Source organism: Shinella pollutisoli (assembly GCF_024609765.1).
In the GTDB taxonomy this organism is placed as follows: Bacteria; Pseudomonadota; Alphaproteobacteria; order Rhizobiales; family Rhizobiaceae; genus Shinella; species Shinella pollutisoli.
This window is the reverse complement of the sequence record NZ_JANFDG010000008.1, coordinates 149778-165101: the sequence shown is the minus strand read 5'-3', so window position 1 is coordinate 165101 and position 15324 is coordinate 149778. Positions and strand designations below refer to the sequence as shown.

Below are 15324 nucleotides of genomic sequence, written 5' to 3'. Positions count from 1 at the left end.
AACCACCACAATGACAAGAGGCCGGAACATCGTAACCGATGTTCCGGCCTTCCAATGTATAAGGGCCCGCCACGAGGGCGGGCCAAGTCCGCTCGGCGAATGGCCAAGCGGGGGGATTCTCGCATCTGTCCAACGATCATGCGGCCCGAGAGCCGGCGCGCTTGCCCGAAGCGGCGAACGCGAGCCCGGCGAGCACCAGTCCTACGCCCGCGGCGAACAGCAGCCCCAGTCTGTCCCCGAACAGGAATGCGCTGGCGCCGATGCCGAAGACGGGCTGAAGGTACTGGACGCTGGCCGCGACACGGGCGGGGACGACCTTCAGGAGATAGAGCCACAGGATCAGCCCGACGACGGTGACCATCACGCCGAGATAGGTGATGGCCGCCAGGGCTTCCGTCGTGATGTGGACAGGCTGCCGGGTCATTTCCCAGCCCGCGAGCGGCAGGACGGTCACGAGCCCGACCAGCATGTTCCACGCCGCGACGGGCATCAGGCCGTACTTCTCCGTCAGCTCCGCGCTCCAGATGTAATAGGTCGCGATGCTGGCCGACGAGACGAGCATCAGGACGACGCCGGAAACCGTCGTCCTCGACGTGTCGTCGACGCCCGGTCCGCTGCCGACGGCCACCAGGGCGATCCCGAGGAAGGCGGTGAGGAGACCGCCCCATTGCAACGGCGTCACCGGCTGCCTGAAGCGGATGGCGGCGAGGAAGACCATGAACAGCGGGATGGTCGCCGAAAGGATGGTCGCGACGGAGGCCGATGCGCCCTGCACGCCATAGGACTGGGCGACGTTGCCGAGCGTGATGCCCATGACGCCGAGCCCGATGACGCCGGGGATCGCTCGTCTGGGGAGCCGGAGCTTGCGTCGCGCCAGCAATATCATGAGCGGCACGGCGACCATGAAGCGCAGCGCCGTCAGCGTCATGGGGGGAATGCTGTCAAGGCCGAGCTTGGTGATCGGGATCGACAGCCCCCAACATCAGCGCCAGCAGGAACATGGCTCCGGCACTCTTCATCGAGAGGGAGCCCGATGGCATGAGAGATCGGGACGCGACGGCCGCGTCGAAGGAGTTCTGCGACATTTTCGAGAGCCTTCGGAATTGGCACCGGCGTGAGACTATGCCATGCATAGGCCGGGCTTCATCCGCTCGACAAACCATTTGTTCTCACAGGATGCGTGACGCCGGATCACGCATATGCCGATGGCCGATCCTCTTCCCCCGCTCCAGACATTGCGTGCCTTCGAGGCGACCGGGCGGCGCTTGAGCATGACGCTCGCGGCGCAGGAGCTTCACCTGACCCACGGCGCCGTGAGCCGCCAGATCAAGGCGCTCGAGGATCACCTGGGCGTGCCGCTCTTCCGCCGCCTGACCCGCAGGATCGAACTCACCGACGCGGGGCAGGCCTTCTTCAGCACCGTCACGCGGCTGCTCTCGGAACTGTCGCGCGAGTCCGAGGCGCTGCGCCGGAAAAGCGACACGTCCCGCCTGGTCGTCAATTGCAGCGTCTCCTTCGCGAGCAAGTGGCTAACGCAGCGCCTGCACCGCCTGATGGCGAACGTCCCGGACCTCGACGTCCATCTGGAGGTGACCGATGCACCCGTTGATTTCGTGGCGAGCCAGGTCGACGTGGCGCTGCGTTACGGGAACGGCATTTATCCCTTTGCCGCCGCCGAGCGCATCATGAACGAGACGGTCTCCCCCGTCTGCTCGCCCGACTATCGCGATAGGATGGGCGGGCTTACGGCCGTCGAGGACCTGGCGACATGCCGGCTCATCCACGAGATCGGCATGAACACCACGTGGGAGCGGTGGTTCGCCATGATGCATCTGCCTCATTCCGGCATGCGCGGCCCCGGATACAGTCATGGAAGCATGTCCATCGAGGCCGCGATCCGTGGCGGGGGCGTCGCGCTCGGCCGCAGCGTTCTCGTCGCGGAGGACCTCGCCGCCGGCCGCCTGGTATCCCTCTTTCCGCAGGCGCGGCTCGAGGTGGAGTGGGGCTACGACCTGATCTATCGGATCGGCAATCAAAACGACCCGAAGGTCCGCGCGTTCAGAAGCTGGATCCTGCAGGAAGTGCGGGAGTTCATGCGGGACATGCAGGGCTGAGGCATCCGCTTTTGGCACGAGCCGGAACGGATTCCGGTCTCGTCGGACATCACGCCCACCCCATGCGGCTGGCCTTTGGCGTCTCGAAGTGACTGTCTATCCAATCGGTACAGGGGCTGCCTTGCGTCGTCATCCGGACGGCAAGCTGGACGCTTCTATCAACCGCACCATTTTCTCGGATTTGTGATTTCCTGGTCCATGGATTGGTCCATTCCGAGCCGATTCATGCAAGGTCGGGCAGAATTTTCGATGCCGATGACCGTCTTTTACGGCCGAGCGATCTCGGATCAAGCATCTCCGCCCTTAATCCACCGCCGCGTTGCCGCTGCGGAACGCGGCGGCGGGGTGGCGGCGCGGGAGGCGATCGCCTTCCCCGAAAAGGCGGCTGCGCAGGGTACCCTCGCCATAGGCGGTCTTGTAGCGGCCGCGCTCCTGCAGCACCGGCACGACGAGATCGATGAAATCCTCGTAGCTCTCCGGCGCCACGGTGCGGGCGAGGTTGAAGCCGTCGACCTCGCCCTCGTCGATCCAGGCCTCCAGGGCATCCGCGACCTGGTGGGGGTCGCCGACGACCAGCGGGTAGCGCCCGCCGAGCGGCATGCCGGCGAGGATGTCGCGCTTCGTCCAGCCGCGCTCGCGGGCGAGATCGACCATGGTCTGCACGAAATTGCCCTTGCCGTAGGCGATCGGCTCGTCGAGGCCGTATTGCGAGAAGTCGATGCCGGTGCCGGCGGAGAAATGCGCAAGGCCCGCCTCGGGGCTCGCGTGGCGGGCATAGTCCTCGTATTTCTCGCGCGCCGCCTTTTCCGTCCGGTCGACGACGACGGTGATGCCGGCGAAGATGCGCACGTCGTCCGCCCGCCTGCCTTCCGCGACGGCGCCCCGGCGGATGGCGCGGGAGGCATCGCGGGCGACCGTCTTGTCCGGCGAGGAGATGAAGACGCATTCGGCGTGGCGGGCGGCGAAGCGGCGGCCGCGCCCGGAGGTTCCGGCCTGGTAGAGGACGGGCGTGCGCTGCGGCGACGGCTCGCTCAGGTGATAGGCCTCGGCGCGATAATAGGGGCCGTCGTGCCGGATCTTTCGCACGCGCGCGGGGTCGGCGTAGACGCGGGCGGCGCGGTCGCGGCGCACCGCATCGTCGTCCCAGCCGCCCTCCCAGAGCGCATAGAGGAGATCGAGGCAGTCGTCCGCCCGGTCGTAGCGGGCGTCGTGCTCGCCGAGCGCGGCTGCGCCAGTCGCGCGCGCGGCGCTGTCGAGATAGCCGGTGACGATGTTCCAGCCGATCCGGCCGTCCGTCAGGTGGTCGAGCGTCGACATGCGCCGGGCGAAGAGATAGGGCTCCTCGGCCTGCACGTTGACGGTGACGCCGAAGCCGAGCCCCTTCGTCACCGCCGCCATGGCCGAGACCAGCATCAGCGGGTCGTTGACCGGAAGCTGGATCGCCTCCCGCGCCGTGAGATCCACGGACTGCCGGTAGACGTCGTAGACGCCGACGATATCCGCCAGGAACAGGCCGTCGAACAGGCCGCGCTCCAGCGTGGCGGCCAGCGACGTCCAGTAATCGAGCCGGCGGTATTCGTCCGAGCGGTCGCGCGGGTGGGTCCACAGGCCATGGTTGATATGGCCGACGCAGTTCATGTCGAAGGCGTTGAGGCGGATTTCCCTCGCCATGGCGGTTCCGGTCAGATCCAGGAATGCAGCGGCGGCTGCACGCCGTTGAGGTAGTACTGCCCGACCGCGTGGAACTTCCACCGCACCGGGTCGTGCAGCGTGTGCGTGCGGGCGTCGCGCCAGAACCGGTCGAGATTGTGCGTGCCGAGCGTCGAGCGGGTGCCGGCGAGCTCGAACAGCCTGTTGGCGGCGGCGATCGCCACCTCCGTCGTCAGCACCTTGGCCTCGGCGACGGCGATCTTCGCCTTGGCGATCGTCTCGTCGCTGACATTGGCGATCGTCTCGTCGAGCTGCCGGCCGGCGCGGTCGAGCAGGGCCTCGGCGGCATGCAGGCGGATCGCCAGGTCGCCGATCGCGGCGATCGTGTAGGGATCGTCCGCCGCGCGGTCCGAGCCGCTGTCGATCCAGGGGCGGGCGTTGTTGCGCACGAAGTCGATGGTCGCCTCGATGGCGCCGCGGGCGATGCCGGCGTCGATTGCGGCATGGATGAGCTGGCTCTGCGGGCCGACGGCGCTCCGGTTCTCGTAGACGATATGGGCGGGCAGCACGCGCTCCGCCGGGATCACCACCGCGTCGAGGATCACCGTGCCGCTCGCCGTGGTGCGCTGGCCGAAGGCCGACCAGTCGTCGACGACCGTGAGTCCCTCGGCATCCCGGTCGGCCACGGCGACGACGACGTGCCCCTCCTCGTCGAGTGCGACGATCGGCACGAGATGGGCGAACAGCGCGCCGGTCGAATAGAACTTGCGGCCGGAGACCACGAAATGGTCGTCCTTGCGCACGAGCCGCGTCTCGAAGGCCTCGACGTTCTTGCCGCCGAATTCGGAGAAGGCGTTGCCGAGGCGCTTTCCGGATAGCACGGCGGCGAAGAGCTCGCGCTTCTGCGCCTCGCTGCCGGTCTGGCGGATGACGTCGATGATCTCGAAGCTGTTCTGGGCGATCTGCGTCAGCGACGGATCGCCGGCGGCGAGGATCGCGAAGACCTGCGCCAGCGTGACCTGCGAGACGCCGGCGCCGCCATAGGCCCTGGGAACGGTGATGCCCCACAGTCCGCTCTGGGAGAACAGGTCGACCTCCGAGAACGGCAGCCGCCGGTCGCGGTCGCGCTCCTTCGCCTCGGCGGAAAAGAGCGGCTTCAGCCGCTCGGCGACGGCGATCGCCTCCGCGTCGTCGCGGATGACATGCGCGGCCGCAGCCGGCGGGGCCGGCAGCCAGCCGGGCTCGCCGGGCGCGGGATCGGAGGAGGGAAGTCTGGTGGTTGCGGTGGTCGCGGTCATGGCCTTGCCGTCGTCGTCTCGTGGGAAAGGGCCGGGCCGCGGTCGTCGCGGCCCGGCGGCGAAGGGTGGAGCCTCAGAAGGCGGCGACGACCTGTCCCTGGTAGCGCTCCTCGATGAACTTGCGGGTCTCCTCGCTGTTCAGCGCCTTGGCGAGCTTGGCGACGCGCGGGTCGTCCTTCGTCTCGGGGCGCGTCACGAGATACTCGCTCCAGACGTTGTATCCGTCCTGGCCGCGGTCGACGAGGATCGCCTTGGAGATGTCGAGCTTGGCCTCGAAGACGTAGTTGCCGTTGAGGGCGGCGAGGTCGACCTCGCCCAGCGCCCGCGGCAGCAGCGCGGATTCGAGCTCGACGATCTTCAGGTTCTTCGGATTCTCGACGACGTCCTTGACGGTCGGCAGCGGATCGTCCGGCGAGGTCAGCTCCGGCTTGCCGGAGACCTTGATGAGGCCGAGCTTCTGCAGGATGAGGAGGCCGCGGCCGCCGTTGACCGGGTCGTTGGGGATCGCGACGGTGGCGCCGTCCGCAAGCTTGTCGACCGCGTCGATCTTCGTCGAATAGGCGACGAAGGGTTCGATATGCACCGGGACGATCGGCACGAGGTCCGTGCCGCGCTGGCGGTTGTAGTCGTTGAGGAACGGCCGGTACTGGTAGTAGTTGGCGTCGAGCTCGCCGGAAACGAGCTGGGCGTTCGGCTGGATGTAGTCGGTGAAGACGCGGATATCGAGGTCGAGCCCGTCCTTGGCGAGGATCGGCTTGACGAATTCGAGGATCTCGGCATGCGGGATGGCGGTGGCGCCGACGACGAGCTTGTCCTCGGCCCTTGCGGCACCGAGGGCGGCGAGCGTCAGGCCGGCGGCGATGGTGAGCGATTTCAGGATGCGCATGTGGTCCTCCTTAGCGCGGGTCATTTACGGGAGAAGTGGGCGACGAGGCGGTTGCCGCTCGCCTGGATGAGCTGGACGAAGACGATGAGGATCGCGACGCAGACCAGCATGATCTCCGTCTGGAAGCGGTGGTAGCCGTAGCGGATGGCGAGGTCGCCGAGCCCGCCGCCGCCGATGGCGCCGGACATGGCGGTGTAGTCGACGAGCACGATCGCGGTGACGGTGACGGCCGCGAGCAGGCTCGGCAGCGCCTCCGGCAGCACGGCGCGGAAGATCGTCTGCGTGGTCGAGGCCCCCATGGCGAGGCTCGCCTCGACGATGCCGCGGTCGACCTCGCGCAGCGCCGTCTCGACCAGCCGCGCGAAGAACGGCGAGGTGCCGACGACGAGCGGGAAGATCACGCCGCGGATGCCGAGCGAGGTGCCGGTGACGAGGATGGTGACCGGCATCAGCACGATCAGCAGGATGATGAAGGGCACCGAGCGGATGATGTTGAGCACGAAGGAGAGGCCGCCATAGGCGACGGGCGCCTGGAAGGGCTGCTGGCGGCCGGTCAGGAACAGCAGGATGCCGAGCGGCAGGCCGACGAGGACGGTGAGCAGCAGGGCGCCGCCGACCATGGCCAGCGTCTGGCCGAGTGCCGCGCCGATATCGCCCCAGTGGATGTTCTCAAACGACATGGCGCGGCCTTTCCTCGATCCGGGCGGGCGAAGCGGGAATGTCGCCGCCCTGCAGCTCCACGTCGACGCCGCTCGCCCTCAGCCCGGCGATCGCGCCGGCGACGTCGCGGCCGGCGAGCGAGACGATGAACTGTGCATAGGGCGCCTCGCGGATATGGCCGACGCGGCCGGCGAGGATGCCGTAATCGACGGCGTTCTCGCGGGCGATGCGGCCGAGGATCGGCTTGTGCGCGGCCGGTCCCGTGAAGGTGAGCCGCACGGTGCGGCCGCCGAGATCGGCGGCGGCCGCAGCGTCCAGCCAGCCGCCGTCCGGCTCGGCTTCCCGCACCAGCCGTAGCGTCGCGGCATGGCGCGGATGCAGGAAGACCTCGGTCACCGGCCCCTCCTCGACGACGCGGCCGCGGTCGAGCACGGCGACGCGGTCGCAGGTGCGGCGGATGACGTCCATCTCGTGGGTGATGAGCACGATCGTCACGCCGAGGTCGCGGTTGATCTGGCGGAGCAGGTCGAGCACGGCGCCGGTCGTCTGCGGGTCGAGCGCGCTCGTCGCCTCGTCGCAGAGCAGCACCTGCGGCTCGCAGGCGAGTGCCCGGGCGATGCCGACGCGCTGCTTCTGGCCGCCGGAGAGCTGGCGGGGATATTTGTGCGCATGCTCGGACAGGCCGACGCGGGCGAGAAGGGCGGCCACCCGCGCGGCGATCTCGGCCTTGCCGTACCGGCCGGTGAGCTCCAGCGGATAGGCGACGTTGCCGGCCACCGTGCGGGCGCTCAGCAGGTTGAAGTGCTGGAACACCATGCCGATCGAGCGGCGCAGCTCGCGCAGCCGCTCGCCCTTCGCGTCCGTCACCCGCTCGCCGGCGACGAAGACTTCGCCGCCGGTCGGCCGTTCCAGGAGGTTGATGAGCCGCACCAGCGTCGACTTGCCCGCCCCGGACGAGCCGATGATGCCGAAGATCTCGCCCCTGGCGACCGAGAGATCGATGCCGTCGAGCGCCGGGACCGGCCCGTCCTTGCCGGCGAAACTCTTGGAGATGCCTTCGAGCCGGATCATCGCCGTCAACCCGCGGCCGCGCCGATGCGCCACTGGTAGGGCGGCGGCGTGCCGTTGACGGCGAAGTCGCCGACGATGCGGTCCTTGTAGATGCGTGGATTGTGCGAGGCGAGCGTGCGGGCGTTGCGCCAGTGCCGGTCGAGGCCGTTCGGCTTGCGTGTCGAGGAAGCGCCGAGCGCATCGAAGGCGATGGTCGAGGCATCCAGGATGAGGTCGCTGACGACGGTTAGCGCCTGGGAGGTCTCGATCTCGGCGATCGCGTTGGCGCGCTCCTCAGCCTCGGCATCGCTGCCGAAATGGGCGCGGTATGCCCGCTCGATGGCGCGCGCCACCTGCAGCACGATCGCGCCGGCCGCATAGGCATTGCTGCGGATCCGGCCGATGACCTGCAGGACCTGCGGGTCCTGGCTGGAGCGCGGACCTGCAGCGTTGGAGTAATGGCGCACGCGCTTCGCGACGGCCGCCGCCGTCTCGTCGGCAAGTGCCCGGCCGATGCCGGCGAGCGTGGCGAGATGGACCGCCTGGTAGAAGGCAGCGCCGTAGCGGAACTGGTTTTCGTCGGCGACGACATCGGCGGGATCGACCGCGGCGTCCCTGAACGTTGTCGTGCCGCTGGCGGTCAAGATCTGGCCGAACCCGTCCCAGTCGTCGACCACCTCGACGCCCGGATCGTCGCGGCGCACCTGCACCGTGCTGCTCTCCCCGTCGAGGCCGGTCACGCCGACATTGATCCAATCGGCGAACAGGGAGCCGGTCGTGTAATATTTCCGGCCGTTGATGACGAACCTGCCGTCCTTTTCGGAAACCGCCGTCGAGAACGCATCCTGCCTGGCATCGCCGATCTCGGTCCAGGCGTTGCCGGCGATCTCGCCGCGGGCAAGACGATCAGTCCAGCGCCGGCGGTCGGGTCCTTCGGCCTTGTTCACGATATCCTCGGTGAAGCCGAAATGACCGCGAAGCGCCTGCGTGATGTTGGAATCCGCGGCCGAGAGCTCGATCAGCAGATTGAGCAGCTCGGGCAGCGTCGCGCCGAAGCCGCCTTCGGCCTCCGGCACGCGCAGCGCGCCGAACCGGGCCTCCTGCAGCTTGACGATTTCCGCGGCCGGCAGCTTGCGGCCAAGTTCGCGGTCGATCGCGCCGGCGGAAATCTCGGCGAAGATCGGACGGAATTTTTCGGCAAGGCTTTCGTAACGTTCCGACGGGCCTTCGCCCCAACCAAGATCAATCTGTGACATGGACATGCGTTTCCTAACGGTGGTGTGCGGGGGTGCGGCCGTCAGACCGCGTCTCCGAGATAGATGCGGTGCAGGTCGTCGCGCTTCGCGAGGTCCGCGGCCTCGCCTTGAAGCGCTATGCGCCCGGTTTCGAGAATGTAGGCGCGCGAGGCGTGGGCGAGCGAGAGGGCCGCGTTCTGCTCCGCGAGCAGGAAGGCCGTGCCCTTCTCCCGGTTGAGACGGACGATGATCCGGAAGATTTCCTGAACGATGCGCGGCGCGAGCCCCATCGACGGCTCGTCGAGCAGGACGAGCCGCGGGCGGGTGAGCAGCGCGCGGCCGATGGCGAGCATCTGCTGCTCGCCGCCGGAGGTGAGCCCGGCCTGGACCTTCCGCTTGTCCTTGAGGCGCGGAAACCACTCGTAGATGTCCTCGATCTGCCGCAGCAGGTCGCGCCGCCCCGGACGATGGAGGAAGGCGCCCGCGAGCAGGTTTTCCTCGACCGTCAGGTGCGGGAAGACGTGGCGGCCTTCGAGCACGTGCACGATGCCGCGGGCGGTGATGCGGTTGGCGGCGGTTCCCAGGATGTCCTCGCCGTCGAAGCGCACATGGCCGCGGCGCACGGTCGCCCGGTCCGCCGCCGCCAGCCCGGAAATCGCCTTCAGGACCGTGCTCTTGCCGGCACCGTTGGCGCCGAGCAGCGCCACGATCTCGCCGGCGCCGATGGTCAGCGACACGTCCGCGACGGCAAGGATCGCCCCGCCGTAGACGACCTCGATGCCGGACACATCCAGCAAAGGCTGCCCGGCAACGTTCGGTGCTGCGGTTTCAGGCGAAGTGCTCATCGTCGATCTCCAGGGAAGGACCGGGACGGTGTGCCGCCCCGGCCGGATGAAGGTCAATTGCTCACGTCGCGCGGCGTGATGCCGTGCTCTCTGGCATAGGCCTCGGATTTCGCGTCGATCAGCGGGCGGAGCGTTTCGCGGTCGGCCTGCACCCAGTCGCTGACGAGCTCCCACTTCTCGCCGTTCCACTGCTGCACGCGCACGGCGCCGCCGCCCTCGTGGTCGGCGGGCGTCAGCTGCAGGTTCTGGACGAGCCCGAGGAAACCGGCCTTCTCAAGTGCCGCGTCGTCCAGCCTGAGCTGTTCGAGCGACCACTGGCCTTCCTCGCCGGTGACCGGCCGGTTGCCGAACTTCGCCTGCGCCTGCCGGACGATCTCGACGGAGATCAGCGCGTCCACGAGACCGGAATTGTAGTAGACGCTGCCGAAGGCCTTGGTGTCGCGCAGGTCCGACTTGCCGGTGTCGATGATGTGCTGCTTCAGGCGCTTGTGGATCTCGAAATCCGCGCCGGCCGGGTAGGGCGTCAGCGCCAGGTAGCCCCTGGCGGCGTCGCCCGCCGGGATGACGTCCTCTTCGGAGGAGGCCCAGACGTCGCCGATGATGCGGTCGGCCGGGAAGCCGAAGCGCTGCGCGGTCTTGATGGCGACCGGCGTCGACACGCCCCAGGTGCGCAGGAACACCCAGTCCGGCTTCTGCTCGCGCACCTGCCGCCACTGCGACGACTGCTCGTTGCCGGGATCGGCGACCGGGATCTGGATGTTCTCGAAGCCGTATTTCTCCGCCAGCAGCGCCAGCGGGTCGATGGTCTCGCGGCCGTAGGCGCTGTCGTGATAGACGGTCGCGATCTTCTTGCCCTTGAGCTTGTCGTGGCCGCCTTCCCGCTCGGCGATGTAGTTCACGACGGCCGAGGCCTCGCTGTAGAACGTCACCATGACGGGGAAGATATAGGGGAACACGCGGCCGTCGGTCGCTTCCGTGCGGCCGTAGGCGAGCGTCACCAGCGGAATCCTGTCCTGCGCCGCGCGGTCGGAAAGCGCATAGGCCGCCGGCGCGCCGTTCGGGAAATAGGCGGAAACCGGCGCGCCGTTGAGGCCGCGCTTGAAGCGCTCGTAGCACTCGATGCCCTTTTCGGCGGTCCATTCCGTCTCGCATTCCTGCCAGACGATTGGCACGCCGTTGATGCCGCCCTCGACCTCGTTGATGTAGCGGTAGTAGTCGATGCGGCCCGCCCAGATCGAGGCGCCCGAGGCGGCGTAGGGGCCGACGCGATAGCTGGCGATTGGGAAGAACTGCTTGTCGCCGTCCGGTCCCGGCGTGGTTTCGATCGCCTGCGCCGTACCGGCGAGGATCAGCGTGGTGGCCGCAGCGGCGATCGCGCCGCGCAGAAGTGTCTTGAGCATGGAATATCTCCTGTAGCCGGCCGTGAACGGTCGTTCTCGATCAGTTGGTTTCGGTTTCGGGCGTGCGCGGCGTGATGCCGTGTTCCTTGGCGTAGGCCTCGGCGCCCGCCTTGATCAGCGGGTTGAGGAGCTCGTGGTCGGCCTTGATCCAGTCGGTCTGAAGGACCCACTTCTCGCCGTCCCAGCTCTGGATGCGCGCCGCGCCGCCGCCTTCGTGGTCGTGGGGCGTGATCCGGATCGGCTGCAGCAGGCCCTTGAAGCCGATCTCCTCGAGCCGCTTGTCGTCGATGGTCAGGTGCTCGAAGGCCCAGCGCCCTTCCTCGCCGTTGAGCGGACGGGCGCCGAAGTGCTTGTAGCCGGTGCGCAGGGCCTCCACGGCGAGCGCCGCGTTGACGAGGCCGATATTGTAGTTCACCGCGCCGAAGAGCTTCGGGTCGCGCAGATCCGACTTGCCCTTGTCGAGGATCTCGGCCTTGAGGCGCTTGTGGATCTCGAAGCCGGTGCCGCCCGGATAGGGCGCGAGCGCCGAATAGCCGACCGCGGCGGCGCCGGCGGGGATGGTGTCGGATTCGGAACCCGCCCAGACGTCGCCGATGATGCGGTCGGCCGGAAAGCCGAAGCGCTGCGCCGTCTTGAGCGCGACGACGGTGGAGACGCCCCAGGTGCGCAGGAATATCCAGTCGGGTTTCTGCTCGCGGATCTGGCGCCATTGCGGCGACTGCTCGTTGCCGGGATCGGCGACCGGGATCTGGATGTTCTCGAAGCCGTATTTCCCGGCCAGCACCTCGACGGCCGGCTGGCTGGCGCGGCCGTAGGCGCTGTCGTGGTAGACGGTGGCGATTTTCAGGCCCTTGAGCTTGTCGTGGCCGCCGACCTTGGAGGCGATGTAGTTGATGCCGGTCGAGGCCTGGCTGTAGTAGCTGAAGAGCAACGGGAAGGCATAGGGGAAGACCGTTCCGTCGACCGTCTCCGTCTTGCCGCCGGCCGGGTCGATCAGCGGGATCCTGTCGGCCGCGGCCTTTTCGAGAAGCGCGTAGGTCGCCGGCGTGCCGTGGGTGAAGAAGAAGGCGAGCGGTGAACCGTTCTTGCCCGCCTTCACGCGCTCGTAGACCTCGACGGTGCGGTCCGGGCTCCACTCGGTCTCGAATTCCTCGTAGTCGAGCTTCACGCCCTCGACGCCGCCTTCCACTTCGTTGATGTAGCGGAAATAGTCGCGCTCGCCGGCCCACCACAGTTCGCCGGAGGAGGCGTAGGCGCCGACGCGGTAGGTCGGCAGCGGGATGTACTGGCTGACATCGGCCGCCGAGGCGGGTGCGGTGCCGGAGAAGACGGTGCCGGCGAGAAGCGCGGCGATCAGCAGTCGTTTCATGGGTTCAATTCTCCTTGAGCGATGACGGGAAGAGGCTGCGGCGGCCGCCATTGGCACGCCGCAGGCCGAGCAGGCGCGACAGCCCCTCCGGTTCCTTGATGAGGAACCAGACGATGAGGATGCCGAAGATGGCCTTCTGGATGTTCTGGAGCAGGCCGGCGTCGACGCGGCCGCTGAAGACGTATTGGAACAGCCAGTCGAGGGCGAGCGGGAGCAGGCTGACGAAGGCCGCGCCGAGATAGGCGCCGCGGATGGTGCCGAGCCCGCCGATGATGATGATGAAGAGGATCTGGTAGGAGCGCGTCAGCCCGAAGCTCTGGACGCTTGCCGAGCCGAGATAGGCGAAGGCCCAGAGCGCGCCGGCGATGCCGAGGATGAAGCTCGACACGGCGAAGGCCTGGAGCTTGGCGCGCACGATCGGCACGCCGATCACGGCCGCCGCCGTGTCCATGTCGCGGATCGCCATCCAGTTGCGCCCCGTCTGGCTGCGCACGAGGTTGAACGACAGCAGCGTCAGCAGCGTGACGATGCCGAGCGTGAGATAGTAGCGGCCGTGCGGATGGTTGAGGTCGAGCCCGAAGAACGAGAGACCGCGCGACAGCGAGATCGTCGCGGAGGAGTTGCCGTTGTAGAACCACGGGAACTTGAGGAACAGCCACTCGAAGAAGAACTGCGCGGCGAGCGTGCTGACGATCAGGTAGAAGCCCTTGATGCGCGTCGAGGGGATGCCGAAGGCGAGGCCCACCGCGCCGGCGACGATGCCGGCGACGACGAGCGCGAGCGGCAAAGGCAGGTCCGGCACGCGGAGCTGGAGCGAGAAGGTGGCATAGGCGCCCACCATCATGAAGGCGCCGGCACCGAGCGAGATCTGCCCCGCGTAGCCGGTCAGGAGGTTGAGGCCGAGGCCGGCGAGCGAGAGGATCAGGAACGGCACGATGATCGCGTTGATCCAGTACTCGGAGGCGAGGAAGGGCGCCGCCAGCACGAGAGCCGCGGCCGCGGCCCCCGCCACGGCCTTGAGGCCGATGCTGTCCAGCGGTTCGGCCGCCGCGCGCACGTCTATCTCGGACATGGATCAGACCCTTTCGATTTGCCGTTCGCCGAACAGGCCGGCGGGGCGGATGAAGAGGAAGACCAGCGCGAGCGCATAGGCGAACCAGGACGTGATGCCGCCGCCGAGGAACGGGCCGACATAGGTCTCGGCCAGGCTCTCCCCCGCTCCGACGATCAGCCCGCCGACGATGGCCCCGGCAATCGAGGTGAAGCCGCCGATGATGAGCACCGGCAGCGCCTTCAACACCACGAGCGAGAGCGAGAACTGCACGCCCTGACGCGCGCCCCACAGCAGGCCCGCGACGAGGCCGACGAGGCCGGCGACCGTCCAGACGATCTGCCAGATGCGGTTGATGTCGATGCCGAGCGAGAGCGCGGCGCGCGTGTCGTCCGCCACGCCGCGGAGCTGGATGCCGATGCGCGTGCGATTGAAGAGCAGCGAGAGCACCACGACGAGCGCCAGCGCCACGCCGGCGGCGATCAGGTCGAACTGGCTGATCATGATGTCGCCGAGAAAGATCGGCAGGTCGTCGATGCCGAGGTTCAGCGCGCGGACCTGCGAGCCCATGATGCCCTGCGCCGCGCCCTCCACCACATAGGAAAGGCCGAGCGTCGCCATGAACAGCGTCATCGGGCTGCGGTTGGTGAGCGGGCGCAGGAGCAGCTTCTCGATGGCGATCGCGGTCGCGACCAGGAGCGCGATGGTCAGCGCGACGGCGCCGAAGGCCGGCACGCCCTGATCCGTCAGCGTGACGAAGGTGAGCGCGGCGAAGAGGAGAAGCGAGCCCTGCGCATAGTTGAAGACGCCGGAGGCCTTGTAGATCAGCACGAAGCCGATGGCGACCAGCGAATACATGGTGCCGGCGAGCAGGCCGCCGATCAGGGTTTCGACAAACATGCTCATGCGGCGATCTCCGCGTGTTCGGAGCCGAGGTAGGCGGCGATGACGTCGGGGTCGTCGCGGATCGCCTCCGGCGGGCCGTCGGCGAGCTTGCGGCCGTAGTCGAGCACCACGACGTGATGGGCGAGCTTCAGCACGATGCCGATGTCGTGCTCGATCAGCACGATGGTCAGCTTCAATTCCGTGTTGAGCCTTGCGATGACGGCGGCGATCTCCTGCTTTTCGGCGGCGTTCATGCCGGCCAGCGGCTCGTCGAGCAGCAGAAGGCGCGGCTCGGCGGCGATGGCGCGCGCGATCTCCACCTTCTTCTGCACGCCGTACGGCAGGGTGCCGACCAGGGTGGCGGCGTGGCGCTCCAGGTCGAAAAGCCGCAGCACCTCATGCGCCCGCTCGCGGAAGCGCCGTTCCTCGCCGCGCGCCCGCGGCAGGCGGAAGGCCTCCTCCACCAGCGTCGCGCGCGAATGGCGGGAAAGGCCGGCGATCACGTTGTCGAGCACGCTCATGCCGGAGAAGAGCGCATTGTTCTGGAAGCCGCGGCCGATGCCGCGCCGCGCCGCCTCCAGCGGATGCATGCGCCGGAAATGCTCGCCCTCGAAGACGATCTCGCCGGAATCCGGCACATAGACGCCGTTGAGGATGTTGAGCAGCGAGCTCTTGCCGGCGCCGTTCGGGCCGATCAGGGCGCAGATCTCCTGCCGCTCGACCTGGAAGGTCAGGTCCGAGATCGCCTTGACGCCCTTGAAGGACAGCGAGACGTTTCTCACTTCGAGGGCGGGAAGCGGATCTTCACGCATCGGCATCTGGCTCCGTCCTTTCGGTGGTGCGAGCGCATGGCTCCGCCCTCGCCGGAACCGGTCGTTCAC

14 protein-coding genes are annotated in these 15324 nt (G+C 67.9%); 1 reads left to right on the top strand and 13 read right to left on the bottom strand.

Features of this window, described 5'->3' with window-relative positions:
* Positions 1 to 136: 136 nt before the first annotated feature.
* A complete protein-coding gene (locus NNZ72_RS09120; protein ID WP_306766236.1) occupies positions 137 to 928 on the bottom strand; it encodes a DMT family transporter in 792 nt (263 codons plus the stop codon).
* A 277-nt stretch (positions 929 to 1205) separates the two neighbouring features.
* Between NNZ72_RS09120 and gcvA the strand changes: the two genes are divergently transcribed.
* The gene (gcvA, locus tag NNZ72_RS09115) at positions 1206 to 2114 is read left to right on the top strand and encodes a transcriptional regulator GcvA (protein ID WP_257314980.1); all 909 of its coding nucleotides are present in this window, start codon (positions 1206 to 1208) and stop codon (positions 2112 to 2114) included.
* Between the two features lie 303 nt (positions 2115 to 2417).
* Here the strand turns inward: gcvA and NNZ72_RS09110 are convergent, their stop codons facing one another.
* From NNZ72_RS09110 to NNZ72_RS09055, 12 genes are all read right to left on the bottom strand, one after another.
* Positions 2418 to 3785 carry an LLM class flavin-dependent oxidoreductase gene (locus tag NNZ72_RS09110; RefSeq protein ID WP_257314972.1) on the bottom strand — a complete coding sequence of 456 codons (1368 nt, stop codon included), beginning with the start codon at positions 3783 to 3785 and terminating at the stop codon, positions 2418 to 2420.
* A gap of 11 nt (positions 3786 to 3796) precedes the next feature.
* Positions 3797 to 5062, bottom strand: a complete 1266-nt coding sequence (locus NNZ72_RS09105; RefSeq protein WP_257314971.1) for an SfnB family sulfur acquisition oxidoreductase — start codon at positions 5060 to 5062, stop codon at positions 3797 to 3799.
* A 73-nt stretch (positions 5063 to 5135) separates the two neighbouring features.
* Complete coding sequence (locus NNZ72_RS09100; RefSeq protein WP_257314970.1) at positions 5136 to 5948, bottom strand: MetQ/NlpA family ABC transporter substrate-binding protein; 813 nt, start codon at positions 5946 to 5948, stop codon at positions 5136 to 5138.
* Positions 5949 to 5968: 20 nt separating this feature from the next.
* The gene (locus NNZ72_RS09095) at positions 5969 to 6628 is read right to left on the bottom strand and encodes a methionine ABC transporter permease (RefSeq protein WP_257314969.1); all 660 of its coding nucleotides are present in this window, start codon (positions 6626 to 6628) and stop codon (positions 5969 to 5971) included.
* Positions 6618 to 7679 (bottom strand): methionine ABC transporter ATP-binding protein, encoded by a 1062-nt coding sequence (locus NNZ72_RS09090; RefSeq protein WP_257314968.1) that lies wholly within the window; start codon positions 7677 to 7679, stop codon positions 6618 to 6620. Before NNZ72_RS09090 ends, NNZ72_RS09095 begins: the two co-directional genes overlap by 11 nt.
* A 5-nt stretch (positions 7680 to 7684) precedes the next feature.
* A complete protein-coding gene (locus NNZ72_RS09085; protein WP_257314967.1) occupies positions 7685 to 8914 on the bottom strand; it encodes an acyl-CoA dehydrogenase family protein in 1230 nt (409 codons plus the stop codon).
* 41 nt (positions 8915 to 8955) lie between these two features.
* Positions 8956 to 9738, bottom strand: coding sequence for an ABC transporter ATP-binding protein (locus NNZ72_RS09080; RefSeq protein WP_257314966.1), 783 nt, complete (start codon positions 9736 to 9738; stop codon positions 8956 to 8958).
* Positions 9739 to 9791: 53 nt separating this feature from the next.
* Entirely contained in the window at positions 9792 to 11138 is a 1347-nt protein-coding gene (locus NNZ72_RS09075) for an ABC transporter substrate-binding protein (RefSeq protein WP_257314965.1), read from the bottom strand.
* Between the two features lie 40 nt (positions 11139 to 11178).
* A complete protein-coding gene (locus NNZ72_RS09070; protein ID WP_257314964.1) occupies positions 11179 to 12507 on the bottom strand; it encodes an ABC transporter substrate-binding protein in 1329 nt (442 codons plus the stop codon).
* 4 nt (positions 12508 to 12511) lie between these two features.
* Positions 12512 to 13579: a branched-chain amino acid ABC transporter permease gene (locus NNZ72_RS09065; protein ID WP_257314963.1), complete on the bottom strand. Its 1068-nt coding sequence runs from the start codon at positions 13577 to 13579 to the stop codon at positions 12512 to 12514.
* Positions 13580 to 13582: 3 nt separating this feature from the next.
* Entirely contained in the window at positions 13583 to 14464 is an 882-nt protein-coding gene (locus tag NNZ72_RS09060) for a branched-chain amino acid ABC transporter permease (RefSeq protein WP_257314962.1), read from the bottom strand.
* Positions 14461 to 15261: an ABC transporter ATP-binding protein gene (locus NNZ72_RS09055; protein WP_257314961.1), complete on the bottom strand. Its 801-nt coding sequence runs from the start codon at positions 15259 to 15261 to the stop codon at positions 14461 to 14463. Before NNZ72_RS09055 ends, NNZ72_RS09060 begins: the two co-directional genes overlap by 4 nt.
* Between the last annotated feature and the right edge of the window lie 63 nt (positions 15262 to 15324).